Here is a 24,909-nt window from a genome sequence, read left to right as displayed (position 1 = left end):
GATTTACCTGTGCTTAAACGTTTTAGTGGCGGGTGCCGGAAGGGGTGTCGCTGCCTGCGCCGGCGAACAATTGCGCTACATCAGCCGCGTCGAACAGGTAGCGCTGGTTGCAGAACTGGCAGTCGATCTCGATATGGCCGCCATGTTCCACCACCAGATTTTGCGCATCTTCCAGGCCCAGGCTGACCAGCGCGTTACCGGAACGCTCGCGCGAGCAACTGCAGTGAAAATGCAGGCCCTGTGCGTCGAACAGGCGCACGGCCTCTTCGTGGTAGAGGCGGTGCAGGATGGTTTCGTTGTCCAGGCCCAGCAGTTCTTCGGCCTTCAAGGTGTCGGCCAAGGCGATGATATGCCGCCAGCTTTCGGCACGATCATCCTCATCCTTGATGCGATCGGCCGGCAGTTGTTGCACCAGCAAACCACGGGCGCGCTTGCCGTCGGCGTTAAGCCAGAACTTGGTGCCCACTTGCTGGGACATAACGAAGTAGTTGGTGAAGCATTCCGACAGGGTCTGGCCGTCGAGGTCGACAATACCCTGGTACCGCTGGCCTTCAGTCGGGTCGACAGTCAGTGCCAGGACGCCGTTGGGCATCAGGTCGGCCAAGGTGGCATCTGCGGCAATCCGGTCAGCCTCGTAACGGGCCAGGCCACGGATCTCGCGCTCGCTCGAGCACTCGATCATCAACATGGGCACTGGCCCTTCGGAACGAGCCTGCAAGATCAGCAAACCGTCGAACTTCATGGTGCCCACCAGCAGCGCCGCGGCGGCCATCAACTCGCCGAGCAATTGCGCGACCGGCTCCGGATAGGCGTGTTTGGCAAGGACTTCGGCATAGCTGAGCTCCAACGAAACCATCTCGCCGCGGGCATCGCTCTCATCGAAGATGAAGCGTTGGGTGAAGTCGGTATCCGGTAGATCAGTCATAGGTCTGGGTATCTGAAGTGATGACAAAATGATTACAAGGTTTATAAAATTAAACGCTTTAGCACCATCTTGGTGCGACTTCTCCTGAATTCAAGGAGCTGAATAGAGCGATGAGGGACAGTTTATGAACAATCCGGGTTTGTTCCAAGCCAACTGGAACCTCCGGCGATGGGCTCTTTGCAATCTACTCGCTATCGGACTGCTGTGTTTTTGGCTGTGGCCCACGGGCCAGATGCTCTGTGTGATTTTCGACGAGTGGCTGTTTCATCTGCTCAATGGCCCATTGGCCACGAACTCGACCTGGCTACATGTGTGGGCCGTGGCCAGCCTGCGGCCGTTTGATGCAGTGGTCGGCGTGATTTTGCTGGCGCTGTTGATCCGCGGCGACTGGGTGTTCAAGGCCGTACAGGTGCGCCAGGCGTTTTTTGGCTTCCTCGGCATTCTGCTGCTATTGCTGTTTATCCGCATGCTGTTCTCAAAACTCGCGGCGCACATGGGCTGGCAGCACAGTAGCCCGTCGATGGTCATCAGCGGCGCGATTCAAATGAGCGACTTTTTCCCAGGGTTGGAGAAAACCTGGGAATTGAAGGACCGCTCGAGCCAGAGCTTCCCCGGCGACCATGCTTCGGTGCTATTGATCTGGGCGATGTTCATGAGCGTGTTCGCCCGGCGCATCGGCCAGGTGCTGGTGATCTGGGGCCTGGCGCTGCTGTTCATGATGCCGCGGCTGGTAGCCGGCGCGCACTGGGGCCAGGACGATTATATCGGTGGCGTACTGCTGGCGCTGTTGGCGCTGGGGTGGGGGTATTACACGCCGTTTGCGGCGAAGGTGTCGGGCGCTTTGTTGCGGATGACGGCGCCGCTTTTCGGGCTACTGAGCAAGTTGCCCGTTATTGGGCGGTTGAGTGTCATGCGCACAACTCCGTAACCCCCAGGGCTAAAAGTGGGAGCGGGCTTACTCGCGAATGCGGGGTGTCAATCAATGCATCTGTGCCTGACCCACCGTATTCGCGGGCAAGCCCGCTTCCACATTTGATCGAGTTTGCATGGGCGACTCGTGCAATCAATCGTCATTGCCGCTGCCGCGAAACTTGAACAGATCGCGGCGCTGCTTCTTGCTCGGCTTGCCGTCAGTGGTCAGGCCTGAAGCCCCTGCCTTGCGCATGGCCGCAGCGTTTTCGCGCTTGGCGATGCTGGCTTCGGTCTCGGCATACAGTGCCTGCGCTTCAGGCGCGCCGCGGCGGACGATGGAAAGCGCCTGTACTACGATGGTTTTTTCATCAAAGCCTGTACGAATCTGAAACTCGTCGCCGACGCGCGGCTCCTTTCCCGGCTTGCAGCGCTCGCCGCGATGATGCACCTTGCCGCTCTCGATAGCGGCCTTGGCCAGAGCGCGGGTCTTATAGAACCGCGCTGCCCACAACCACTTGTCCAGCCGGACCTTCTCTTCATCTTCCTGCTTTTGAGCCACTTGAATTCCTCGCTCTGAAAAATGTCGCAACTTTACCGTTGAAACCCTTCGACGCATAAACCCCAAGGCTCACCTAAGATACGCCAGGTAGCACCCTGTTTTCGCGAGGATACGCCGTGACCGACTTTCCCCTCTCACTCACCTCGCCCAACCAGCGGTGCGTGGGTTGCCAGCAAAGCGAGCCTCTGGGGTTCGATTTTGCGTTCGCCTACCAGCCTATCGTAGATCTGCGTGACCATACGATCTTCGCCAACGAAGCCTTGGTGCGCGGTCCCCAGGGAGAAGGCGCGCTGTCGGTGCTGGCTCAGGTCAACGAAACCAATCGCTACCGCTTCGACCAGCGCTGCCGGACCAAGGCCATTGCCGGTGCCGCAGCCCTGGGCATGCAGACTCACCTTTCCATCAACTTCATGCCCAATGCCGTATATCGCCCGGAGCTGTGTATCCGCAGCACTCTGGAGGCCGCCCGGGCGCACAATTTCCCGCTGGACCGGCTGATTTTCGAGACCCTGGAAAGCGAGCACGTAGATAACTATCGCCATTTGACGAATATTCTGCGTGAATACCGCGAATTCGGCTTCAAGACCGCCATCGACGATTTCGGCGCGGGCTATTCGGGGCTGAACCTGCTGGCCGATTTCCAACCTGACTTGATCAAGCTCGACATGGCGCTGATTCGCGATGTCGATCAGGATCGTGTCCGTCAGGTGATCGTCCGGGGGATTGTCACAATCTGTGAGCAGTTGGGGGTTACTGTCATCGCCGAGGGCATCGAAAGTGCCGGCGAGCGCGACTTCCTGTCCGACTGCGGAATATTTCTGATGCAGGGCTTCTGGTTCGCCAAGCCTGCATTCAAAGCGTTGGCTGAGGTATCTCCTCAAGCCTGGGCGAATTGACCGGTTAACCATATTGAAGACATTTGACCATTTGACCGTTGTGGGTCTGCGTGAGTGGGTGGCACTTCCCGACTTGGGAGTGGCGGGCCTGCGGGCGAAGATCGACACCGGTGCCAGCACCTCCAGCCTGCACGCCACCGATATCGAGCCTTTTGAGCGCGACGGTGAAAAGTGGGTGCGTTTTACCGCGCATCTGGGCAGCGTGGTGCAACTACGTCACCGCCGCTGTGAAGCGCCCCTGGTGACGATGAAAACCATCAAGAGCTCCAACGGCCATGCACAGGTGCGCTACGTGATCAGCACTACCCTGGCCCTGGGTGATCGGGTATGGCGGGTGGAGTTCACCCTCGCCTGTCGCAAAGCCATGCGTTACCGCCTGCTGCTGGGCTCCAAGGCGCTGATTGACGGCCAGTTGGTGGTCAATCCAGGCCTCAAGTACGTTCAAGACAAGCCGGTGTTCCCGGTCTCCACTATTTCTGCCCCAGGTGCTGCATGAAGATTGCTGTGCTGTCGCGAAACCCGCGTCTGTATTCCACCCGTCGCCTGGTCGAGGCCGGCACTGAACGTGGCCATGAAATGGTGGTGATCGACACGTTGCGTGCCTACATGAACATTGCCAGCCACAAGCCGCAGATCCACTACCGGGGCAAACCCCTGGAAGGCTTTGATGCGGTAATCCCGCGTATCGGCGCTTCGGTGACGTTCTATGGCTGCGCGGTATTGCGCCAGTTTGAAATGATGGGGGTGTTTCCGCTGAATGAATCCGTGGCCATTGCGCGCTCGCGGGACAAGCTGCGCTCCCTGCAACTGCTGTCGCGCCGGGGCATCGGTCTGCCGGTCACCGGTTTTGCCCACTCTCCGGACGACATTCCCGACCTGATCGAGATGGTCAATGGCGCGCCGCTGGTGATCAAGGTACTGGAAGGCACCCAGGGCATCGGGGTGGTGCTGTGTGAAACAGCAACGGCGGCGGAGTCGGTGATTGAGGCGTTCATGGGCCTCAAGCAGAACATCATGGTGCAGGAGTACATCAAGGAAGCGGGCGGCGCGGACATTCGCTGCTTCGTGGTGGGCGACAAGGTGATCGCAGCCATGAAGCGCCAGGCCAAGCCCGGTGAGTTCCGCTCCAACCTGCACCGTGGCGGCAGCGCCAGCCTGATCAAGATCACCCCGGAAGAGCGCATGACCGCGCTACGGGCGGCCAAGGTGATGGGGCTGAGCGTGGCGGGTGTGGACATCCTGCGCTCCAACCATGGCCCCCTGGTGATGGAAGTAAACTCATCGCCTGGCCTGGAAGGGATCGAAACCACCACCGGTAAGGATGTGGCGGGGATCATCATTCAGCATCTGGAAAAGAATGGCGGGCCGAATATGACTCGGACCAAGGGAAAGGGCTGAATACCCACATCTGCCACACGCCGCAAACCACTGTGGGAGCTGGCTTGCCTACGATGACGCCGGTACATTCAACATCGTCGTTGAATGAACTACCGCTATCGCAGGCAAGCCAGCTCCCACATTTGCATTCATATTGCTTGTTAGACAGCGTCTCGAGGCAGCATCAACCCCAGCGGCAGCCGCACCCGCGCTTCCAACCCGCCGCCTTCACGGTTGCGCAACTCGACATTGCCGCCATGCATCGACGCAATACGCCGCACAATCGCCAACCCCAACCCCGTGCCCTTGCCTCCTCGGGCGCGGTCACCACGGGTGAAGGGGTTGAAGATACCTTCCAATTCCGCCGGGTCGATTCCTGTGCCACGGTCCATCACGCTCAGCACCACGTAAGGTGCTGCACTGTCGCCGGATACGTACGCCGCCACCTCCACATCGGAACCGGCATGGTGCAAGGCGTTGCCAATCAAGTTGTTCAGCAGGCGCTTCATCGACACCCGGCGTAATGCGAACGGCTGGATCGGCTCCAGGCGCGTGCGCACCTGCTCACCATTCTGGTTATAGGGCGCAACCACCTCACGCACGAGGTCGGTGAGGTCGACCTCCTCGACCACTTCATCCCGCCCGTCACGGATGAACGCCAGGAACTGGTCCAGAATAGCGTCCATGTCCTCGATGTCGCGCACCATGTCATCGGTGAGGTCGGTATGGTCTCCCATCAACTCCAGGGACAACCGTAATCGCGTCAGTGGCGTGCGCAAGTCATGGGACACCCCCGCCAGCATCAACTCGCGTTCGCGCCCGGCCTGTTCGACATCTTCTGCCATCTGGTTGAAGGCGCCGTACACCTCGGTCATCTCACTGGGCGTGTCGCTGACCGGCAAGCGCACACTGCGCCCCTGGCCCAGTTGGCGAGCGGCAAACACCAGGCGCTTGAGGGGTTGGTTGAGCTGGCGGACGAAAATCCACGCGGACGCCGTTGAAAGCAAGCCAATGGCCAGGAACCAGCCCAACACGTTCCAGATTTTTTGCCCCCGCAGCGGGTGCGGATAAAGCGGAACCTTGATCCAGGCATCCCCCAGGCTTGGCGCTCGCACCCACAGCGCAGGCGAAACATGCATACGCAGCCGCACCTCGGTGTCGGCACCCAACTCGGCCTGCATCTGGCGCTGGTAGATCTCGCTGTAAGGCCAATGCTGCTCGCCTTCAGGCACACCAGCGCCGTCAACCCGCGTCAGCGTCGACGCCTTGGCTACTTTTTCGCGGTTCTCAGGGTCTACCGCCCAATAGCCACGCAACGTCAGGGCGACACCATGGCTGTACTGCCGGTCCACCAGCACGTCTTCGTTCATCAACAGATAAACCAGCGTGAGCGCCTTGGAAAACAGAACGACAATAAGCACCAGCCAGAGGGTGCGGGAGAAGAAACTTTGTGGGAACCACAGCGGGGTTTTCATAGATGAAAGCTGCACACCTTGCAGGAACGAGCGGCGCTCGCAGAATTGCAGACGCCGGGCATCCCGTCGCCCCTCATGGAGTCAAACGCCAGGATACCCGCCCCTGCAAATCATCGGTCACTTGGTTGCGGTGCCATCCGGCACAAACACATAACCCACACCCCACACCGTCTGGATATACCGCGGCTTGGACGGGTCTGGCTCGATCATCCGGCGCAATCGGGAAATCTGCACGTCGATGGAGCGCTCGAGGGCGTCCCATTCCCGGCCACGGGCCAGGTTCATCAGCTTGTCACGGGTCAGCGGCTGGCGAGCGTTCATCACCAGGGCCTTGAGCACTGCGAATTCGCCGGTGGTGAGCATGTGCACTTCTTCACCGCGCTTGAGCTCACGGGTGGCCAGCGACAATTCGTAATCGCCAAAGGTGACGCTTTCGTCTTCGCTGCCCGGTGCACCCGGTACCGCCGGTGCCTGGCGACGCAACACGGCCTTGACCCGCGCCATCAGCTCATCGGGGTTGAACGGCTTGGCCAGGTAGTCATCAGCGCCCAGCTCCAGGCCCTTGATGCGGCTCAGTTCATCGCCCTTGGCGGTGAGCATGATGATCGGGATCTGATTGTTCGCACCGCGCAGGCGCTTGCAGGCAGTGAGGCCGTCTTCACCGGGCAACATCAGGTCGAGTACGACCAGGTTGAAAACTTCACGCCCTAACAGACGATCCATCTGTTCGGTGTTCGGCACCGCGCGGGCACGATAGCCCTTGGAGTTGAAAAAACGCTCCAGCAGGCTGCTCAGCCCCGGATCGTCATCAACGATGAGAATTTTTTCGCCTTCAGCAGTTTGTGCGGTGCTGCTCATTGGATGCTCCTCTTATCTCGGCGCGCATTATGGCGTAGCTGCCGTTATACGCACCGTGTGCATTGTTAGCAGATTTTTCATCTACTGCCAGCGAACCCGCGCCCTACAAGCTGCGGCGCAGTAGCCCCCAAGGGCAGAACGCTGGTTATAATGCGGCGCCTCCGTGCAGGGCAACGTCAGATCGTTACCGTTTGCTGCCGGGCTTTTTTTACCCGCTTGTCGTGAATTTTTCGATTTCGAGGGTCAATAGCCAGCCTCTTGACCCAGGCAGCGGCGCCAGTCGGGCCGCTCAACCAGCCTCGCCGAGCCTTGTTTTTACGGGCCGGCGCGCTGATTTTAAGAATTTCAGGTGGTTTTATGGACAGCATCAACAGCCGCATCGCCGAGGAACTCGGTGTACGCCCACAACAGGTCGAAGCGGCCGTCGCTCTACTGGATGAAGGCTCCACCGTGCCCTTCATCGCCCGTTACCGAAAAGAAGTGACCGGCAGCCTCGACGACACCCAACTGCGTCACCTGGAAGAGCGCCTGCGCTACCTGCGAGAACTCGACGAACGGCGTATCAGCATCCTCGCCAGCATCGAGGAACAGGGCAAGTTGACCCCGCAACTGGAACGCGACATCAAACTCGCGGACACCAAGACCCGCCTCGAAGACCTTTACCTGCCGTACAAACAGAAACGTCGTACAAAGGGCCAGATCGCCCTGGAGGCCGGCCTGGGTGATTTGGCCGATGGCTTGTTCAACGACCCATCGTTGACCCCGGAAACCGAAGCCGCGCGCTTCATCGACGCGGAAAAAGGCGTCGCCGACGTCAAGGCCGCCCTCGAAGGCGCCAAGTACATCCTGATGGAGCGCTTCGCCGAAAACGCCAGCCTCCTGGAAAAACTGCGTACCTACCTCAAGCAGGAAGCCATCCTCAGCGCCCGCGTCATCGCCGGCAAAGAGGAAGAAGGCGCCAAGTTCCGCGACTACTTCGAACACGACGAGCCGCTCAAAAGCATGCCGTCCCACCGCGCCCTGGCGATTTTCCGCGGCCGTAACGAAGGCATTCTCAGCTCCGCGCTGAAAGTCGGTGACGAGCTGCCGGGCACCATGCACCCGTGCGAAGGCATGATCGGTCAACAATTCGGCATCCAGAACCAGAACCGCCCGGCAGACAAGTGGCTCGGCGAAGTGGTGCGCTGGACCTGGAAGGTCAAGCTCTACACTCACCTGGAAACCGACCTGCTGGGCGAGTTGCGCGACGGCGCCGAAACCGAAGCGATCAACGTGTTCGCCCATAACCTGCACGACCTGCTGTTGGCCGCACCGGCTGGCCCGCGTGCCACCCTGGGCCTCGACCCGGGCCTGCGCACCGGTTGCAAGGTCGCGGTGGTCGACGCCACCGGCAAGCTGCTGGACCACGCTACCGTTTACCCACACGTACCGCACAACAAGTGGGACCAGACCCTGGCGATCCTGGCCGCCTTGTGCGCCAAGCACGCGGTGGACCTGATCGCCATCGGCAACGGCACCGCCAGCCGCGAAACCGACAAGCTGGCCGCCGAGCTGATCAAAAAATACCCAGCCATGAAGATGACCAAGGTCATGGTCTCCGAAGCAGGCGCTTCGGTGTACTCGGCTTCGGAGCTGGCCTCCAAGGAGTTCCCGGACCTTGACGTGTCGATCCGTGGCGCGGTGTCCATCGCTCGTCGCCTGCAAGACCCGCTGGCCGAACTGGTGAAGATCGACCCTAAATCCATCGGCGTCGGCCAGTACCAGCACGACGTATCGCAGCTAAAACTGGCACGCGGCCTGGATGCGGTGGTGGAAGACTGCGTAAACGCCGTGGGCGTAGACGTGAACACCGCTTCGGTGGCACTGCTGGCGCGAATCTCGGGCCTTAACGCGACCCTGGCGCAGAACATCGTCAGCCATCGCGACGAAAATGGCGCGTTCAAAACCCGTGCTGCGCTGAAAAAAGTCGCACGCCTGGGTGAAAAAACCTTTGAACAAGCGGCCGGCTTCCTGCGCGTCATGAACGGCGATAACCCCCTGGACGCCTCGGCAGTTCACCCGGAGGCCTACCCGCTGGTGCAACGCATTGCCGCCGAGACCGACCGCGATATCCGTTCGTTGATTGGTGATGCCGCGTTCCTCAAGCGCCTGGACCCGAAGAAGTACACCGACGAAACCTTCGGTGTGCCGACCATCACCGACATTCTGCAAGAGCTGGAAAAGCCTGGCCGCGACCCACGTCCCGAGTTCAAGACCGCCGAGTTCCAGGACGGTGTCGAAGACCTCAAGGACCTGCAACCGGGCATGATCCTCGAAGGCGTGGTGACCAACGTGACCAACTTCGGCGCGTTCGTGGACATCGGCGTGCATCAGGACGGTTTGGTGCATATCTCCGCGCTTTCGGAGAAGTTCATCAAGGACCCACGTGAAGCGGTGAAAGCCGGTGACGTGGTCAAGGTCAAGGTCATGGAAGTCGACATCCCACGCAAACGCGTCGGCCTGTCGATGCGCATGAGCGATACCCCCGGCGAAAAAATCGACGGTGCCCGTGGCGCTCGCCCCGGTTCGGCGCCGCGCCAGTCGCAGAACAACGCCCCGCGCAAGGAAACCACCACCGCCGCGCCAAGCAACAACGCCATGGCGTCGCTGTTTGCCAACGCTAAACAGTTGAAGAAGCGCTGATGGAAATTCCCGCCGGTTTGACCCAGAGCGCATTCAGCGAACTGATCGGCTGCCGCCTGCAACGCCTGGAAGAAGGCGTTGCCGACGTGGCCCTGACCCTGGAGCCGCACCTGCGCAACCGCGCGGGCAAGCTCCATGGCGGGGCGATTTTCAGCCTGGTGGATATAACCATGGGCCTGGCCTGTTCCAGCGCCCATGGTTTCGACCAGCAGAGCGCCACCATCGAATGCAAGATCAACTATATTCGCGCTGTGGAAGACGGTGAGGTGCTGTGCACCAGCCGGGTGATCCACGCCGGTCGCCGCACCCTGGTGGTCGAGGCCGACGTGTATCAGAGCGAAAGACTTGTCGCAAAAGCACAGGGCACGTTCGCTGTCCTATAGCTCCCCACCCCCGATTTGAGTTAATTTCGGCGCTGCGATAACAGCGTCGGAATTTTCTCGCTGCGCTGTAGCCCAATTCATGGAGTGAAGTCGGCAGATTCAGAGCGGGTCAAATCGACTCAAAACCAGGCGATCACGCCAGTTTCAACTTCACCCTTGTAGACCGTCCTGCCCACCCCCATATTGGGGCGACTGACGCGTGAAGGAATCCAACTTGAGCGAACTTCTCAACCGCCGCCTGGCCCTGCTCGGCAAGCGCGAACACCTCTCCCTGCTAGAGCAATGCTTGCACGGCATCGAGCGCGAATGCCTGCGCGTCACCAACGAAGGTCGACTGGCGCAAACGCCGCACCCCGAAGCCCTGGGCGCCGCGCTGACCAATGAACAGATCACCACCGACTACTCGGAATCGCTGCTGGAGTTCATCACCCCTGCCCTGCCGAACCCGGCCGATACTCTGAGCAGCCTGGACAAGATCCATCGCTTTGCCTACACCAAGCTGGGCAGCGAATACCTGTGGAGCCCCTCGATGCCGTGCCCGTTGCCGGCCGAGGAAGATATTCCGATTGCCTACTACGGCACCTCCAACATCGGCCAGCTCAAGTACGTGTACCGCAAGGGCCTGGCCCTGCGTTACGGCAAGACCATGCAGTGCATCGCCGGCATCCACTACAACTTTTCCCTGCCGGAAGCGTTGTGGCCGTTGCTCAAGGAAACAGAAGGGTTTGTCGGCACCGACCGTGACTATCAATCCACGGCCTACATCGCGCTGATCCGTAATTTCCGTCGTTACAGCTGGCTGTTGATGTACCTGTTCGGTGCCTCGCCAGCCCTGGATGCCGGCTTCCTGCGCGGACGCTCGCATCAGCTTGAAGTCCTGGATGCCGACACCCTGTACCTGCCCTACGCCACCAGCCTGCGCATGAGCGACCTGGGTTACCAGAGCAACGCCCAGGCCGGCCTGACGCCGTGCTACAACGATTTGGCCAGCTACACCGACAGCCTGCGCGAAGCGGTGGCAACACCCTACGCGCCATATGTCGAAGTCGGCACGCACAAGGATGGCGAGTGGGTGCAGCTCAATACCAACATCCTGCAGATCGAAAACGAGTACTACTCCAACATCCGTCCCAAGCGCGTGACCTACACCGGCGAGCGGCCGATCCAGGCGTTGATGGCGCGCGGCATCCAGTACATCGAAGTACGCTGCCTGGACATCAACCCGTTCCTGCCGATGGGTATCGACCTGCCAGAGTCGCGGTTCCTCGACGCATTCCTGCTGTACTGCGCGCTGAACGACAGCCCATTGTTCGCCAACAACGAGTGCGGCAACGCCACCTCCAACTTCCTCAGCGTGGTCAAGGAAGGCCGCCGTCCGGGCCTGCAATTGCAGCGTGACGGCCAGCCGGTGGACATGAAGGAGTGGGCGGCCGAGTTGCTGGAGAAGATTGCCCCGCTGGCCGCCCTGCTCGATCAGAGCCATGGCATCACCGAGCACAGCGAGGCATTGGACGCCCAGTTGGCCAAGGTCAAGGACCCGTCCCTGACGCCGTCGGCCCAGGTGTTGGCAGCCATGGCTGAGCGCAAGGAAAGCTTTGCGCAGTTCTCCCTGCATCAAAGCGAAGTCCATGCCGAATACTTCCGCAAAGAACCTTTGGCGCCTGAGGAACAAGCGCACTTTGAAGAACTGGCCCGTGCGTCGCTGGCGCAACAGGCAGAGCTGGAGCAGAACGAAGTAGGCGATTTCGATGTGTTTGTCGGTTCGTACCAGGCAAGCATCCTCGCCATCAGCAACTAACCTCAGGCTCGCTCCCCTGTGGGAGCTGGCTTGTGTGGGAGCTGGCTTGCCTGCGATATCGGTGGGTCAGCAACCCACCTGTTGACTGATACACCGCTATCGCGGCAAGCCAGCTCCCACATTATTCTGCCAGCCTGAAAACAGGCTTCGCCATTTACCCTCATAAGCTAATTCGAAAAAGTTATTTATTTTCGAATTCTTAGATCATTTAGTCTCCTCTCACGCCGACTCTCGGCCGCCTGATTGAGGAGCTTCCCTTTGAAACTGCTGACCCCTCTGCGCCTGTTGGCCGCATTGTCCCTGGCCGGTGCCAGCCTGTTTGCCCAGGCGGCGGACGTGACCATTGCGTATCAGACCACCGTGGACCCGGCCAAAGTCGCCCAAGCCGACGGCGCCTATGAAAAAGCCACCAACGCCAAGATCGACTGGCGCAAATTCGACAATGGCGCCGACATCATCGCTGCCATCGCGTCCGGCGACGTGCAGATCGGCTACCTCGGTTCCAGCCCGCTCACCGCCGCGATAACCCGTAAAGTCCCGGTGCAAACCTTCCTCGTCGCCACCCAGATCGGCGGCGCCGAAGCCCTGGTGGCGCGTAACGGTTCGGGGATCAACAGCCCTCAGGACCTGGTCGGCAAAAAAATCGCTGTGCCCTTCGTTTCCACCGGCCACTACAGCCTGCTCGCCGCCCTTAAACACTGGAACATCGACCCGGCCAAAGTCACCATTCTCAACCTCGCCCCGCCGGCCATCATTGCCGCCTGGAAGCGCGGTGATATCGACGCCACCTATGTCTGGGACCCAGCCCTGGGCGTGGCCAAGGAAACCGGCAAGGTGCTGATCACCTCCGGGGAGCTGGCCAAGTTCGGCGCGCCGACGTTCGATGCCTGGATCGTGCGCAAGGACTTCGCCGAGAAGCACCCAGAGATTGTCACCGCCTTCGCCAAGGTCACTCTGGATGCCTACGCCGCCTACCGCAAAGACCCACAAGCCTGGCTCGCCGATTCCGGCAACGTCGACAAACTGGTGAAACTCTCCGGCGCCAAGGCCAGCGATATCCCGTTGCTGCTGCAAGGCAACGTCTACCCGTTGGCCGCCGACCAGGTAACGCTGCTGGGCGCACCGACCACCAAGGCCGTCACCGACACCGCTGCGTTCCTCAAGGAGCAAGGCAAGGTCGAGGCCGTGCTGCCCGACTACGCCCCTTATGTCAGCGCCAAGTTCATTACCAACTGACTCAGGAGTTCACTGCGATGGCCTTGCTACAACTGGAGCGCATCAGCGCACAGTACCCAGGCGCCCCGGAACCGGTACTGTCCGATATTTCACTGGAGCTTGGGCCCCAGCAATTACTGGTCGCCCTGGGCCCGTCCGGCAGCGGCAAGACCTCGTTGTTGAACCTGATTGCCGGCTTCGTCGAACCGTCTGCCGGGCGTATCACCCTCGATGGCGTGCCGGTCAAAGGCCCCAGCGCCGAGCGCGGCGTGGTGTTCCAGGACGATGCCCTGCTGCCCTGGCAGGACGTGCTGGCCAATGTGGCTTTCGGCCTGGAACTGGCCGGCGTGCCCAAGGCGCAGCGCGACGTGCGGGCGCGTGAAATGCTCGCGCTGGTGGACCTGGCCGGTTTCGACAACCGCCGCATCTGGCAACTCTCCGGTGGCCAGAAGCAACGCGTCGGCCTGGCGCGTGCGCTGGCGGCCGACCCGCGTGTACTGCTGATGGACGAACCCTTCGGCGCCCTGGATGCCTTCACCCGTGAACAGATGCAGGAGTTGCTGCTGCAAGTGTGGCGGCGCACGGCCAAGCCGGTATTCCTGATTACCCACGACATTGAAGAAGCGGTGTTTCTGGCCACCGACTTGATCTTGCTGGCGCCCAACCCCGGCCAGATCGTCGAACGCCTGCAGCTGGATTTCGGCCAACGTTACGCCGCCGGTGAATCAGCCCGCGCAATCAAATCCGACCCGCGCTTTATCGAAACCCGTGAGCATGTGCTGGGCAAAGTGTTCTCCCAACGGCAGGTGTACGCATGAGCAGTTACGAACTTCCCGCCACGGCCACCGAGCCTGCGACACATCCCGTGATCCCGCTGCGCCGTCGCCTGAGCACGCGCTGGATCAGCCTGCTGACCCTGGCGGCCTTGCTGGCCCTGTGGTGGGCGGTGACCGCCACCGGTTTGATCGAACCTTTGTTCCTGCCACCACCGTCCGCCGTGTTGCAAAAAGGCTGGCTGCTGGCAACCACCGGCTACATGGATTCCACTTTGTGGCAGCACCTGGGCGCGAGCCTCAGTCGCATCGGCCTGGGCCTGAGCTTTGCAGTACTGACCGCCGTGCCGGTGGGGATCGCCATCGGTGCCAACCGTATTGCCCGTGGCATTCTCGATCCGCTGATCGAGTTCTACCGGCCGATTCCGCCCCTGGCCTACCTGCCGTTGATCGTGATCTGGTGCGGCATTGGCGAGCTGTCCAAGGTGCTGCTGATCTACCTCGCTATCTTCGCCCCGATTGCCATCGCCACCGCCACTGGGGTGCGCACCGTCGACCCGGCCAAATTACGCGCTGCGCAGTCGTTGGGCGCCAGCCGCGCGCAACTGATTCGCCATGTGATCCTGCCCAGCGCCCTGCCCGATATCCTCACCGGTGTGCGCATCGGCCTGGGCGTGGGCTGGTCGACCTTGGTGGCGGCCGAGTTGATTGCCGCCACCAGCGGCCTGGGCTTTATGGTGCAGTCGGCGGCGCAGTTTCTGGTCACTGATGTGGTGGTGCTGGGCATCCTGGTCATCGCCCTGATCGCCTTCGCCATGGAAATGGGCCTGCGCGCCCTGCAGCGTAAATTAGTGCCCTGGCATGGCCAGGCACACTGAGTGAAGAACCCACAATGAGCAGCCTGACCGTTACCCCATTAAGCTCCGCCCTGGGCGCCCAGATCGGCGGCGTCGATATCACCCAGCCGCTGACTCCCGAACAGCGCGACGCCATTGAACAGGCGTTGCTCGACTATTCGGTGCTGTTCTTCCGTGACCAGCCGATCACCCCTGCACAACAGGCACGGTTCGCGGCAAACTTTGGCGACCTGCACATCCACCCGATCTACCCCAACGTGCCGGAACAGCCCGAAGTGCTGATCCTCGACACCGCCGTCACGGATGTGCGTGATAACGCGGTGTGGCATACCGACGTGACGTTCCTGCCCACGCCTGCTCTGGGCGCAGTGCTCAGCGCCAAGCTGTTGCCCGCGTTCGGCGGCGATACCTTGTGGGCCAGTGGGATTGCGGCTTATGAAGCACTGTCTGAACCGCTAAAGCGCTTGCTCGATGGCATCACCGCCACACACGACTTCACCAAGTCGTTCCCGCTGGAGCGCTTTGGCAACACCGCCGAGGACATGGTGCGCTGGGAGGCAACTCGCAAGAAAAACCCGCCGCTATCGCACCCAGTCGTGCGCACGCATCCGGTGAGTGGACGTAAATCGCTATTCGTCAGCGACGGCTTCACCACCCGAATAAATGAACTGGAACCGGCCGAAAGCGAGGCCATTCTCAAGCTGCTGTTCGCCCACGCCACCCGCCCGGAATTCACCATCCGCTGGCGCTGGCTGGAAAATGACGTGGCGTTCTGGGATAACCGCGTCACCCAGCATTACGCTGTGGATGACTACCGGCCGCAGCGGCGGGTGATGCACCGGGCGACGATTCTTGGGGATGTGCCGTTCTGACGCTTGGCGACAGATCGTTCCCACGCTCTGCGTGGGAATGCCTCCTGTGATGCTCTGCGTCACGACTTTAGAGCGGACGCCGAGCGTCCGGGCTGCATTCCCACGCAGAGCGTGGGAACGATCACCCAGTGGTGTAAGGTTATTCAGCGGTGGATGGCTTTTCCCACAGGTTGATCCCACCTTCCTGCGCAAACCGATCAATCTCCGCCAGTTCTTCAGCACTGAAGCTCAAGTTCTTCAACGCCCCGACGTTCTCGATAATCTGCTCCGGCCGGCTTGCGCCGATCAGCGCACTGGTTACCCGTGGATCACGTAACGTCCACGCCAGCGCCAACTGGGCCAGGCTCTGGCCACGGCGCTTGGCGATTTCGTTCAGGCCGCGTACATGGGCGATGTTGGCTTCGGACAGGTGCTGGGCCTGCAACGAGCCACCACCCGGACGATTGACCCGCGCATCGGCCGGTACCCCGTTGAGGTATTTATCGGTCAACAAACCCTGGGCCAGCGGCGTGAAGGCGATCACCCCGGCGCCGAGTTCTTCAGTGGTGTCCAGTAGGTCTTTTTCCACCCAACGGTTGAGCAGGTTGTAGGCCGGCTGGTGGATCAACAACGGCACTTTCCACTCGTTGAGCAACGCTGCGATTTCGCGGGTTTTAACCCCGGAGTAAGACGAGATACCGATGTACAACGCCTTGCCTTGTTGCACGGCAGTGGCCAGGGCGCTGGCGGTCTCTTCCAGGGGCGTGTCGGGGTCGAAGCGGTGCGAGTAGAAAATATCCACATAATCGACGCCCAGGCGTTGCAGGCTCTGGTCCAGGCTCGCCAATACGTATTTACGCGACCCGCCACCCTGGCCGTAAGGGCCGGGCCACATGTCCCACCCGGCTTTGCTGGAGATGATCAACTCGTCGCGATAGTGCTTGAAGTCTTCGCGCAGCAACCGACCGAAATTGATCTCGGCGCTGCCGTAGGGCGGGCCGTAGTTGTTGGCCAGGTCGAAGTGGTTGATACCCAGGTCGAACGCCGTGCGCAGCAATGCGCGCTGGGTGTCGATCGGGGTGCTGTCACCAAAGTTGTGCCACAACCCCAGGGACAGTGCCGGCAGCACCAGTCCACTGCGGCCTACGCGGCGATAAGGAATAGATTCATAGCGGTTTTCGGCAGCAATGTACGTCATCGAATCCTCTCTTGATCTAGGGCAAATAAGGCCCGGGAATAGGCATATTCCCGGGCCTTTTAAGCAGCTGAATCGCTTAAGTCTGCCTCTTCCTTTTACAGCAAAGACCTACTTGAGAGGAACGCTATCAGCGCACCATGTGCAAGAACTGCAGATGGCGCTCGTACTGGTCGAGGATGTCATTGATGATCTGCTCCTTGGTGTAGCCCACCAGGTCATAGTCCTGGCTGCCCTCACTCAAATGCACTTCGGCCCGATAGTAGCGGCGGTTGTTGATCTCTTTCTTGCCAATGCCGCCCAAGGCGAACGACGGTGTGAAATAGCCACGCATCTGCACCTGGTAGATGAACGGACGTTCTTCACCATGGCCGATTTCGAGGCTGACGCTGTCGTTGGACGGGTCGGGCTGGGTCACCACCGTAAGGCCCTTCTCGACAAACACTGCGGTCACTTCCTCAATCGCCGGGCGCACCGTGGTGTCGAGGAAACGGTATACCTCATCGCGGGATGGGAAATGCACCGCCTGGCTCAAACGCTGGCGCCAGCCGCCTCGGCCTTTGCGCGAAGCGGAGATCGGTGCCAGGGAATGCAACTGCGCGATCTGCTTTTGCGACTCCAGGTAGAACGCCTTGTGCAGCCCCCACATCATCAGCAGCAGGATCAGCGAGAACGGCAGCGAGGTCAGTACCACCGCAGACTTGAGCGAGTCGATACTGCCGGCGAACAGCAACGCACTGGTGACCAGGGCGGTCATCGCGCCCCAGAACACACGCAGCCACTTCGGCCCGTCTTCATCCGCGTTGCCGCCTTTGGACGAGAGGGTGGACAACACCACAGTGCCGGAGTCAGCCGAGGTCACGAAGAACACAAAGCTGATGAACACCGTGACCGCGATCACCGTCTTGCTCCACGGGTAGGTTTCCAGCAGCAGGTAGAGGCTCATCGATGGGTCATCGATCGCCGACTGGCCCAGTGCGGCCATGCCATGGTTGAGCACCTGATCGATGGCGCTGTTACCGAAGATCGACATCCACGCCAGGGTGAAGCCCAGCGGAATCAGCAGCACGCCAAACACGAATTCGCGGATGGTGCGGCCACGGGAAATGCGCGCGATAAACAGGCCCACGAACGGCGACCATGCGATCCACCAGGCCCAGTAGAACACCGTCCAGCCGCCCAGCCAGTCGCTCGGCTTGTTGTAGGCGTACACATCAAAACTCTTGGTGGGCAGCGCCCCCAGATAGTCACCGATGTTCTGGATCAAGGTGTTGAGCAGGTGCTGGGTAGGCCCGGCGAACAACACGAACAGCAGCAGCGCACAGGCCAGCAGCATGTTGATGTCGGACATCACCCGCACGCCCTTGTCGACGCCGGCCACGGCCACGATGATCGCCGCGCCCATCATCAGGGTGATCAGGCCCACCTGGATCCACTGGGTATGGGCAATGCCAAACAGGTAGTCCAGGCCAGAGTTGAGGTGCAGTACGCCAAAGCCCATGTCGGCGCCCAGGCCGAACACCGTGGCAATGATGCCAAAGCCATCCACCGCGTAACCGATAGGGCCATTGATGCGCTTGCCGATCAGCGGGTACAGCGCCGAGCGCAACGCCAGCGGCAGGTTATGCCGGTAGGCGAAATAAGCCAGGGCCATGCCGACAAACGCGAACACGCCCCAGCCATGCAGGCCCCAGTGCAGGAACAACACCTGCATGGCCTGGCGCGCCGCATCGGCGTTCATTGCTTCGCCCTGGGGCGGCTGCACCAAGTGCGTCAACGGCTCCGAGACGCAAAAGAAAAACAGCGTGATGCTGATCCCGGCGGCGAACAACATGCCAGCCCAGGACAGGTAACTGAATTCGGGCTCGTCGTGGTCGGCACCGAGTTTTATCTTGCCGTAGCCCGATAGCGCGGTGACCACCACGAAGACCAGATACAGCGTCATCGCCAGCATGTAGTACCAGCCGACCGTATTGGCCGCCCAGTTTTGCGCCGCCAGCAGCCAGGCACCGGCCTGTTGCGGGATAGCGATGACCGTGATGCCGAACAGCAGGATGACGGTCGCGGCAAAATAGAAAACGGGCGCATTCATGCGCACCATGCCGCTGGAAGGGGTGGACGATGCACTCATGAACGATGCACCTCAAGGTTGCGGGATATGGCTGTAAAAAACGGACTCAGCAAAGGTAAGCCTCCTGTTGTGAGCGGGCAGCGAACCACCGGTTTAACTTGAACGAACGTTCAAGTTAAACATGAATAGGCGGTCTGGGACTAATCGCAGGGCTGAGTGGTAGGTGTTTCCTACACTAGCTCAGGGATTGGTATGACGCGTGAAGGAGACGAATCGTTCAGCAACCCGACGGTGAAATACATACGAAATGTGGGAGCTGGCTTGCGTGCGATAGCGCTGGGTCAGCCACCCATCTGTTGACTGATACACCGCTATCGCAGGCAAGCCAGCTCCCACACTGACCGGCGTTTGACTCAGGTATTACTTCTGCGCCCCATCATCATGCTGCAAATTCGCCTGGGTGATATTCGCCCCGGCCGGCACGCTGCGGGTCAGCCACACATTGCCGCCGATGGTCGAACCCTGGCCAATGGTGATCCGCCCCAGGATCGTCGCCCCGGCGTAAATCACCACATCATCTTCAACAATAGGGTGACGCGGGTGGCCTTTCTGCAATTGCCCATCTTCATCCGCCGGAAAGCGTTTGGCGCCCAATGTCACGGCCTGGTAGATGCGCACCCGCTCGCCGATGATCGCGGTCTCGCCAATCACCACGCCTGTGCCGTGGTCGATAAAGAAACTCGGGCCGATCTGTGCGCCGGGGTGGATATCAATGCCGGTGGCCGAGTGGGCGATTTCCGCACTGATCCGCGCCAGCAACGGCAGGCCGGCGCGGTACAGGTGGTGGGCCAGGCGGTGGTGGATCACCGCCAGGATGCCCGGGTAGCACAACAGCACCTCATCCACACTGCGTGCGGCCGGGTCGCCGTGGTAGGCGGCCAGTACGTCGGTGTCCAGCAGGCTGCGCAAGGATGGCAACGCCAGGGCGAAATCCTGGATCAGGCGAATGGCGTGGGCGTTGACTTCGCTGTCGTCCTCACCGCTCTGGCGCGCGGCATAGCGCAACTCCAGGCGCGCCTGGGCGAGCAAGGCGTTGAGCGCGACGTCGAGGGTATGGCCCACGTAGAAGTCTTCGCTTTCTTCGCGCAGGTCCGCCGGGCCCAGGCGCATCGGAAACAGGGCGCCGCACAAGGCCTCAAGAATCTGTGCCACCGCCTCGCGGGACGGCAACTCGCGGCCACCATGCTCGCCACTCAAGCGCCCATTGCGCGTTCGCCACTGGTCGCGGGCGCCGCGCAGTTGGCTGACGATGGTCTGCAATTGCCAATGACTGGAACGCTCACTCACGGTATTCACTCCTGACGAAATGGCCATCACTTTACGGTATGCACCCAGGCAGCTCTTAAGAACCAATGGTGTGAGCATAAGAACATTTCGTCATAAGCGATTGACGGTTGCCCGATGAAAAGTGCCTGCCTATAGTCCCCCAATCACTCAGCCACCGTGCGTAACCATGATCAAACAACAGCTCGACCGTTTTAACCGTCTGGAACTACTGGGCAGTGCCACGGCCCTGGAAAAACTCGAGCGGCTGTCGGCTTGGCTGGGCAGGGACATCTACGTCAAACGCGATGACACCACGCCGCTGGCCATGGGCGGCAACAAGCTGCGCAAACTCGAATACCTGGCCGCCGACGCCATCGCCCAGGGCGCCGACACCCTGGTCACCGCCGGCGCGATCCAGTCTAACCATGTGCGCCAGACCGCCGCGCTCGCCGCCAGGCTTGGCCTGGGCTGTGTTGCCCTGCTGGAAAACCCTACCGGCACCGACGACCCCAACTACCTGGGCAACGGCAATCGCCTGCTGCTGGAGCTGTTCGACGCCAAAGTGGAGCTGGTGGAAAACCTCGACAACGCCGACGACCAACTCAACGCCCTCGCCGACCGCCTGCGCAGTAACGGCAAGAAGCCGTACCTGGTGCCTATTGGCGGTTCCAATGCACTCGGCGCGCTGGGCTACGTGCGCGCCGGGCTGGAGTTGGCCGCGCAAATTGAAGACAGCGGCATTCAATTCGCCGCCGTGGTGCTCGCCTCTGGCAGTGCGGGTACCCACAGCGGCCTGGCCCTGGCCTTGAGCGAAGCACTGCCGCAGCTGCCAGTGATCGGCATCACGGTGTCGCGCTCCGAGCAAGCGCAATTCCCGAAAGTGCAGGGCCTGGCCGAACGCACTGCCGAGTTGCTCGGTGTGGCTATCCCCGACGCCTTCAAGGTCACCCTGTGGGACGAGTATTTCGGGCCGCGGTATGGCGAGCCAAACGCTGGCACCCTCTCGGCGATCAAACTTTTGGCCAGCCAGGAAGGTCTGTTGCTGGACCCGGTGTATACCGGCAAGGCCATGGCCGGTTTGCTCGACGGCATCGGGCGCCAGCGCTTTGAAGAGGGGCCGATCATTTTCCTGCATACCGGTGGCGCGCCGGCATTGTTTGCCTATGACTCAGTATTCAACTGATTGAATACTGTCGATGTGGGAGGTGTACATATTTCTAAAAAGAATATGAAATTGTATTTTTATTATTTTCAAGACTTAAAAACCCACCTTATCATCGCGCCGAAGGCGAAGACGCGCTTCGCGCTTTAGGGCAGGATACGACTACCGCGTCACCTGCTTCGCTCACCATAAAAAACACAGGGGCTCTCCATGACTATTTCTGCATTTCGTCGCACGCTGTTGGTTGGCACTTTGGGCCTCGCGCTTGGCGCTGGCTGGTTGGGCCAGGCGGTTGCCGGCGAGCAATTGAACACCATCAAGAAGGCCGGCGAGATCAAGATCGGCCTGGAAGGCACCTACCCGCCGTTCAGCTTTGTCGATGAAAGCGGCAAACTCAGCGGTTTCGAAGTGGAACTGTCCGAGGCGCTGGCCAAGGAGCTGGGCGTCAAGGTCAAGCTGCAAGCCACCCCTTGGGACGGCATCCTCGCCGCGCTGGAATCCAAGCGCCTGGACGCCGTGGTCAACCAGGTGACCATCTCCGAAGAGCGCAAGAAAAAGTATGACTTCTCCAAGCCTTACACCGTGTCCGGCATCCAGGCGCTGGTGCTGAAAAAGAACGTCGACTCGATCAAGAAAGCCGACGACCTGGCCGGCAAGAAAGTCGGTGTGGGCCTGGGCACCAACTACGAACAATGGCTCAAGGACAACCAACCAAAAGCCATTATCAAGACCTACAACGACGACCCGACCAAGTTCCAGGACCTGCGCATCGGCCGTATCGACGCCATCCTGATCGACCGCCTGGCCGCCCTGGAATACGCCAAGAAAGCCCCCGACACCGCCGCTGCCGGCGACGCCTTCTCCCGTCAGGAATCCGGTATCGCCCTGCGCAAAGGTGAGCCCGAGCTGCTCGATGCGGTGAACAAGGCTCTGGACAAACTGCGCGCCGACGGCACGTTGAAGACGCTGTCCGAGAAGTACTTCAACGCTGACGTCACGCAATAATGGAAGCAGGTTTCCAACTCGCGCTGGACTCCGCGCCCTTTCTGCTCAAGGGCGCGTACTACACGGTAATCCTCAGCCTGGGCGGGATGTTTTTCGGCCTGCTGCTGGGCTTCGGCCTGGCCTTGATGCGCCTCTCGCGCTTCAAGCTCTTGAGCTGGACCGCCCGGGTCTACGTGTCGTTCTTTCGCGGCACGCCGTTGCTGGTGCAGCTGTTCCTGATCTACTACGGCTTGCCGCAAGTGGGCATCGAGCTGGACCCGATCCCGGCCGCCATGATCGGCTTTTCGCTGAACATGGCTGCCTATGCGTGTGAAATCCTGCGGGCCGCCATCGCCTCCATCGAGCGTGGCCAGTGGGAAGCTGCTGCCAGTATCGGTATGACCCGTGCGCAGACGTTGCGCAGGGCCATCCTGCCCCAGGCGATGCGCACGGCGTTGCCGCCTTTGGGTAACAGCTTTATTTCACTGGTCAAGGACACGGCGCTGGCCGCCACCATCCAGGTGCCCGAGCTGTTCCGCCAGGCCCAACTGGTGTCGGCACGTACCTTCGAAATTTTCACCATGTATCTGTCCGCGGCCCTGATCTACTGGATCCTGGCGAGCATCCTGGCGCATCTGCAAAATCGTCTGGAAGACCGGGTCAACCGGCATGACCTGGAGTCTTGAAGCATGATCGTGGTTGAAAAACTGACCAAGCAATTCAACGGCCAGGTGGTACTCAACGGCATCGACCTTGAGGTCAAGGAAGGCGAAGTGGTCGCCATCATCGGCCCCAGCGGTTCGGGCAAGACCACCTTCCTGCGCTGCCTGAACTTCCTCGAAGAACCCACCAGCGGCCGTATCAAGGTGGGTGACATCGAGATCGACAGCAGCAGGCCGCTCAACCAGCAACAGGGCCTGGTGCGGCGCCTGCGCCAGCATGTGGGCTTTGTGTTCCAGAACTTCAACCTGTTCCCCCACCGCACCGCGCTGGAAAACGTCATCGAAGGCCCGATTGTGGTCAAGAAGATGCCACGGGAAGCGGCGGCCGAACTGGGGCGCAAGCTGTTGGCAAGGGTCGGCCTGGCGGGCAAGGAAGCGTCGTACCCGCGGCGCCTGTCCGGCGGCCAGCAACAGCGTGTGGCGATTGCCCGCGCATTGGCCATGGAGCCGGAGGTGATCCTGTTCGACGAACCCACCTCGGCCCTCGACCCGGAACTGGTGGGCGAAGTCCTGGCGACCATTCGCAGCCTGGCCGAAGAAAACCGCACCATGGTCATCGTCACCCACGAGATGAGCTTTGCCCGTGATGTGGCCAACCGGGTGATCTTTTTCGACAAGGGCGTGATCGTCGAACAGGGCGAAGCCAAGGCGCTGTTTGCCAACCCCAGGGAAGAACGTACCAAGCAGTTCCTGAGCAAATTCCTCGCCCACTGACGCCTCCCAGTGTAGGAGCGAGCTTGCTCGCGAAGAACGTTAACGATAACGCGGTGAATCAGATTGACCGAGTTGCCTGGGCGTTCTTCGCGAGCAAGCTCGCTCCTACAAAGGGTTGCAGGTTGAGCGTGTAAAAGCCCCCGTCGCAAGCGCCTTAAAATCCCCCTCCCCGTCAGACCCGTCTGAATCTCGCCAAACCCGCCGTTTAGCCCTTTGCCTCCATTGACGCTCCTTGGCCAACCCTCTTATCTAGCGCCTTAAGGATTGGATCCTATCCCGGCTACTGACTGAATCGTGCCTTTCGAACCCCCTTGCGCCTGTGCGTCCAGGTTTCGGAACGATTGCTGCTGGCTGCATCAAGGAGATTACTTATGACACACACTCAAACCCCGGCCACGCTCAGTGCCCCAAGGCTTCCCCAGGCTATTGGAAACGGCATCAGCGCCCTGGCCTCCGCCCACTTGCAGGTCGATATTTCACCCTACCCGAGCATGGAAGAAGGCGACCTGATCGAACTGTTCTGGAACAACTGCTTCGCCGCCTCGCGCAAGGTGACGGCCTGCAGGATCGGCACGTGTACCCACTTATGCGTACCGCAGAGCTTTGTGCAGGACGGACCGGCACGCGTCCATTACCAGGTCTTGCAGATCGGCCATGGCCCGATGCGCTCGGCGGTGACGCTGGTGCGGGTCAAGACCAGCTATCCGGGCGGTCAGCCTTCGCCGCGCCTGAACCCTGAAGGCGACACTGAAAACCAGAATCTGGCGCCCGTGAACTTGCCCGAGACGATTCGCCGCCACGGCGTCAACAGCAGCCAGGTAAGGCGTGGCATTCCGCTGACCATCGAGCCTTACCTGAACATGAGCACGGGCGATGCCATTACGTTGCGCTGGGGCGATGTACGCTTGGACCTGCCCCGCATCCAAGCCAACAGCGTCGGCCTGGCGGTGCAGGTGTGGGTGCCGCCCCACGTGATTGTCGAAGCCGGCGACGACTGCCGGTTGGAAGTCACCTACTGCATTCTCGACCGCGTGGGTAACAACTCCCGCTGGGCGCCCGCCCGCACGCTGCGCATCGCCGCCTGCACACCGCCCCGCCCTGCCTCGCCCGCACCGGGCTATCAACCGCGTCGCTTCGGTTCACCCTGTGAACCGGGGTGACAGCCCTTCTATGC

At 60.8% G+C, this 24,909-nt stretch carries 23 protein-coding genes; 16 read left to right on the top strand and 7 right to left on the bottom strand.

Going from position 1 to position 24,909, the window contains the following annotated elements:
• Window positions 1-22: 22 nt before the first annotated feature.
• Window positions 23-925, bottom strand: a complete 903-nt coding sequence (gene hslO, locus GIV26_RS11260; RefSeq protein WP_236280521.1) for an Hsp33 family molecular chaperone HslO — start codon at window positions 923-925, stop codon at window positions 23-25.
• A 124-nt stretch (window positions 926-1,049) separates the two neighbouring features.
• Between hslO and GIV26_RS11255 the strand changes: the two genes are divergently transcribed.
• Window positions 1,050-1,853: a phosphatase PAP2 family protein gene (locus GIV26_RS11255; RefSeq protein WP_034125497.1), complete on the top strand. Its 804-nt coding sequence runs from the start codon at window positions 1,050-1,052 to the stop codon at window positions 1,851-1,853.
• A 135-nt stretch (window positions 1,854-1,988) separates the two neighbouring features.
• On the opposite strand, the gene GIV26_RS11250 is transcribed toward GIV26_RS11255, so the two are convergent.
• Window positions 1,989-2,396, bottom strand: a complete 408-nt coding sequence (locus GIV26_RS11250) for an RNA-binding S4 domain-containing protein (protein ID WP_200583225.1) — start codon at window positions 2,394-2,396, stop codon at window positions 1,989-1,991.
• Between the two features lie 116 nt (window positions 2,397-2,512).
• Here GIV26_RS11250 and rimA point away from each other — a divergent pair, with 116 nt between their 5' ends.
• From rimA to rimK, 3 genes are read left to right on the top strand one after another with little or no spacing between them, the layout of a single operon-like run.
• Window positions 2,513-3,292: a S6 modification regulatory phosphodiesterase RimA gene (gene rimA, locus GIV26_RS11245; RefSeq protein ID WP_060764953.1), complete on the top strand. Its 780-nt coding sequence runs from the start codon at window positions 2,513-2,515 to the stop codon at window positions 3,290-3,292.
• A gap of 13 nt (window positions 3,293-3,305) precedes the next feature.
• The gene (gene rimB, locus GIV26_RS11240) at window positions 3,306-3,788 is read left to right on the top strand and encodes a retropepsin-like aspartic endopeptidase RimB (protein ID WP_003187676.1); all 483 of its coding nucleotides are present in this window, start codon (window positions 3,306-3,308) and stop codon (window positions 3,786-3,788) included.
• The gene (rimK, locus tag GIV26_RS11235; RefSeq protein ID WP_003187674.1) at window positions 3,785-4,690 is read left to right on the top strand and encodes a 30S ribosomal protein S6--L-glutamate ligase; all 906 of its coding nucleotides are present in this window, start codon (window positions 3,785-3,787) and stop codon (window positions 4,688-4,690) included. The genes rimB and rimK overlap by 4 nt, the downstream gene beginning before the upstream one ends.
• A gap of 140 nt (window positions 4,691-4,830) precedes the next feature.
• On the opposite strand, the gene GIV26_RS11230 is transcribed toward rimK, so the two are convergent.
• Window positions 4,831-6,144 (bottom strand): ATP-binding protein, encoded by a 1,314-nt coding sequence (locus GIV26_RS11230; protein WP_003187671.1) that lies wholly within the window; start codon window positions 6,142-6,144, stop codon window positions 4,831-4,833.
• 117 nt (window positions 6,145-6,261) lie between these two features.
• Complete coding sequence (gene ompR / locus GIV26_RS11225) at window positions 6,262-7,002, bottom strand: osmolarity response regulator transcription factor OmpR (RefSeq protein WP_003187669.1); 741 nt, start codon at window positions 7,000-7,002, stop codon at window positions 6,262-6,264.
• A gap of 357 nt (window positions 7,003-7,359) precedes the next feature.
• Between ompR and GIV26_RS11220 the strand changes: the two genes are divergently transcribed.
• From GIV26_RS11220 to tauD, 7 genes are all read left to right on the top strand, one after another.
• The gene (locus GIV26_RS11220) at window positions 7,360-9,684 is read left to right on the top strand and encodes a Tex family protein (RefSeq protein ID WP_054896653.1); all 2,325 of its coding nucleotides are present in this window, start codon (window positions 7,360-7,362) and stop codon (window positions 9,682-9,684) included.
• Window positions 9,684-10,067: a PaaI family thioesterase gene (locus GIV26_RS11215; protein WP_181124525.1), complete on the top strand. Its 384-nt coding sequence runs from the start codon at window positions 9,684-9,686 to the stop codon at window positions 10,065-10,067. Before GIV26_RS11220 ends, GIV26_RS11215 begins: the two co-directional genes overlap by 1 nt.
• Window positions 10,068-10,281: 214 nt before the next feature.
• Window positions 10,282-11,865, top strand: coding sequence for a glutamate--cysteine ligase (gene gshA / locus GIV26_RS11210; RefSeq protein WP_054920278.1), 1,584 nt, complete (start codon window positions 10,282-10,284; stop codon window positions 11,863-11,865).
• 258 nt (window positions 11,866-12,123) lie between these two features.
• Complete coding sequence (tauA, locus tag GIV26_RS11205; RefSeq protein WP_034125493.1) at window positions 12,124-13,101, top strand: taurine ABC transporter substrate-binding protein; 978 nt, start codon at window positions 12,124-12,126, stop codon at window positions 13,099-13,101.
• A 17-nt stretch (window positions 13,102-13,118) separates the two neighbouring features.
• Window positions 13,119-13,898 (top strand): taurine ABC transporter ATP-binding subunit, encoded by a 780-nt coding sequence (gene tauB / locus GIV26_RS11200; RefSeq protein ID WP_054896655.1) that lies wholly within the window; start codon window positions 13,119-13,121, stop codon window positions 13,896-13,898.
• Window positions 13,895-14,731, top strand: a complete 837-nt coding sequence (tauC, locus tag GIV26_RS11195; RefSeq protein WP_236280518.1) for a taurine ABC transporter permease TauC — start codon at window positions 13,895-13,897, stop codon at window positions 14,729-14,731. The genes tauB and tauC overlap by 4 nt, the downstream gene beginning before the upstream one ends.
• A gap of 14 nt (window positions 14,732-14,745) precedes the next feature.
• Window positions 14,746-15,582: a taurine dioxygenase gene (gene tauD / locus GIV26_RS11190; protein ID WP_236280516.1), complete on the top strand. Its 837-nt coding sequence runs from the start codon at window positions 14,746-14,748 to the stop codon at window positions 15,580-15,582.
• Between the two features lie 139 nt (window positions 15,583-15,721).
• Here the strand turns inward: tauD and mgrA are convergent, their stop codons facing one another.
• From mgrA to epsC, 3 genes are all read right to left on the bottom strand, one after another.
• The gene (gene mgrA, locus GIV26_RS11185; protein ID WP_034125489.1) at window positions 15,722-16,759 is read right to left on the bottom strand and encodes an L-glyceraldehyde 3-phosphate reductase; all 1,038 of its coding nucleotides are present in this window, start codon (window positions 16,757-16,759) and stop codon (window positions 15,722-15,724) included.
• Between the two features lie 127 nt (window positions 16,760-16,886).
• Window positions 16,887-18,848, bottom strand: coding sequence for a choline transporter BetT (gene betT / locus GIV26_RS11180; protein WP_167514232.1), 1,962 nt, complete (start codon window positions 18,846-18,848; stop codon window positions 16,887-16,889).
• Between the two features lie 399 nt (window positions 18,849-19,247).
• Window positions 19,248-20,174: a serine O-acetyltransferase EpsC gene (gene epsC, locus GIV26_RS11175; protein WP_014716464.1), complete on the bottom strand. Its 927-nt coding sequence runs from the start codon at window positions 20,172-20,174 to the stop codon at window positions 19,248-19,250.
• A 166-nt stretch (window positions 20,175-20,340) separates the two neighbouring features.
• Between epsC and GIV26_RS11170 the strand changes: the two genes are divergently transcribed.
• The 5 genes from GIV26_RS11170 (at window position 20,341) to GIV26_RS11150 (ending at window position 24,895) form a co-directional block, all read left to right on the top strand.
• Window positions 20,341-21,336: a D-cysteine desulfhydrase gene (locus GIV26_RS11170; protein WP_034125487.1), complete on the top strand. Its 996-nt coding sequence runs from the start codon at window positions 20,341-20,343 to the stop codon at window positions 21,334-21,336.
• A gap of 189 nt (window positions 21,337-21,525) precedes the next feature.
• Window positions 21,526-22,320 (top strand): cystine ABC transporter substrate-binding protein, encoded by a 795-nt coding sequence (gene tcyJ, locus GIV26_RS11165; RefSeq protein ID WP_014716462.1) that lies wholly within the window; start codon window positions 21,526-21,528, stop codon window positions 22,318-22,320.
• The gene (tcyL, locus tag GIV26_RS11160; protein ID WP_003187646.1) at window positions 22,320-22,985 is read left to right on the top strand and encodes a cystine ABC transporter permease; all 666 of its coding nucleotides are present in this window, start codon (window positions 22,320-22,322) and stop codon (window positions 22,983-22,985) included. The genes tcyJ and tcyL overlap by 1 nt, the downstream gene beginning before the upstream one ends.
• 3 nt (window positions 22,986-22,988) lie before the next feature.
• Complete coding sequence (gene tcyN / locus GIV26_RS11155) at window positions 22,989-23,735, top strand: L-cystine ABC transporter ATP-binding protein TcyN (protein ID WP_014716461.1); 747 nt, start codon at window positions 22,989-22,991, stop codon at window positions 23,733-23,735.
• Between the two features lie 371 nt (window positions 23,736-24,106).
• Window positions 24,107-24,895, top strand: coding sequence for a hypothetical protein (locus GIV26_RS11150; protein WP_054896661.1), 789 nt, complete (start codon window positions 24,107-24,109; stop codon window positions 24,893-24,895).
• Window positions 24,896-24,909 lie beyond the last annotated feature (14 nt).

Source organism: Pseudomonas sp. PA-1-3F (assembly GCF_021609665.1).
Taxonomy (GTDB): domain Bacteria; phylum Pseudomonadota; class Gammaproteobacteria; order Pseudomonadales; family Pseudomonadaceae; genus Aquipseudomonas; species Aquipseudomonas paracarnis.
This window is presented reverse-complemented; position numbering and strand designations above follow the sequence as displayed.

What these genes read in the sequence shown, in the direction of transcription:
- hslO (WP_236280521.1), bottom strand. Translation starts at nt 925, where the DNA reads ATGACTGATCTACCGGATACCGACTTCACCCAACGCTTCATCTTCGAT.
- GIV26_RS11255 (WP_034125497.1), top strand. Translation starts at nt 1,050, where the DNA reads ATGAACAATCCGGGTTTGTTCCAAGCCAACTGGAACCTCCGGCGATGG.
- rimK (WP_003187674.1), top strand. Translation starts at nt 3,785, where the DNA reads ATGAAGATTGCTGTGCTGTCGCGAAACCCGCGTCTGTATTCCACCCGT.
- GIV26_RS11230 (WP_003187671.1), bottom strand. Translation starts at nt 6,144, where the DNA reads ATGAAAACCCCGCTGTGGTTCCCACAAAGTTTCTTCTCCCGCACCCTC.
- ompR (WP_003187669.1), bottom strand. Translation starts at nt 7,002, where the DNA reads ATGAGCAGCACCGCACAAACTGCTGAAGGCGAAAAAATTCTCATCGTT.
- GIV26_RS11220 (WP_054896653.1), top strand. Translation starts at nt 7,360, where the DNA reads ATGGACAGCATCAACAGCCGCATCGCCGAGGAACTCGGTGTACGCCCA.
- GIV26_RS11215 (WP_181124525.1), top strand. Translation starts at nt 9,684, where the DNA reads ATGGAAATTCCCGCCGGTTTGACCCAGAGCGCATTCAGCGAACTGATC.
- tauB (WP_054896655.1), top strand. Translation starts at nt 13,119, where the DNA reads ATGGCCTTGCTACAACTGGAGCGCATCAGCGCACAGTACCCAGGCGCC.
- tauC (WP_236280518.1), top strand. Translation starts at nt 13,895, where the DNA reads ATGAGCAGTTACGAACTTCCCGCCACGGCCACCGAGCCTGCGACACAT.
- tauD (WP_236280516.1), top strand. Translation starts at nt 14,746, where the DNA reads ATGAGCAGCCTGACCGTTACCCCATTAAGCTCCGCCCTGGGCGCCCAG.
- mgrA (WP_034125489.1), bottom strand. Translation starts at nt 16,759, where the DNA reads ATGACGTACATTGCTGCCGAAAACCGCTATGAATCTATTCCTTATCGC.
- betT (WP_167514232.1), bottom strand. Translation starts at nt 18,848, where the DNA reads ATGAATGCGCCCGTTTTCTATTTTGCCGCGACCGTCATCCTGCTGTTC.
- GIV26_RS11170 (WP_034125487.1), top strand. Translation starts at nt 20,341, where the DNA reads ATGATCAAACAACAGCTCGACCGTTTTAACCGTCTGGAACTACTGGGC.
- tcyJ (WP_014716462.1), top strand. Translation starts at nt 21,526, where the DNA reads ATGACTATTTCTGCATTTCGTCGCACGCTGTTGGTTGGCACTTTGGGC.
- tcyL (WP_003187646.1), top strand. Translation starts at nt 22,320, where the DNA reads ATGGAAGCAGGTTTCCAACTCGCGCTGGACTCCGCGCCCTTTCTGCTC.
- tcyN (WP_014716461.1), top strand. Translation starts at nt 22,989, where the DNA reads ATGATCGTGGTTGAAAAACTGACCAAGCAATTCAACGGCCAGGTGGTA.
- GIV26_RS11150 (WP_054896661.1), top strand. Translation starts at nt 24,107, where the DNA reads ATGACACACACTCAAACCCCGGCCACGCTCAGTGCCCCAAGGCTTCCC.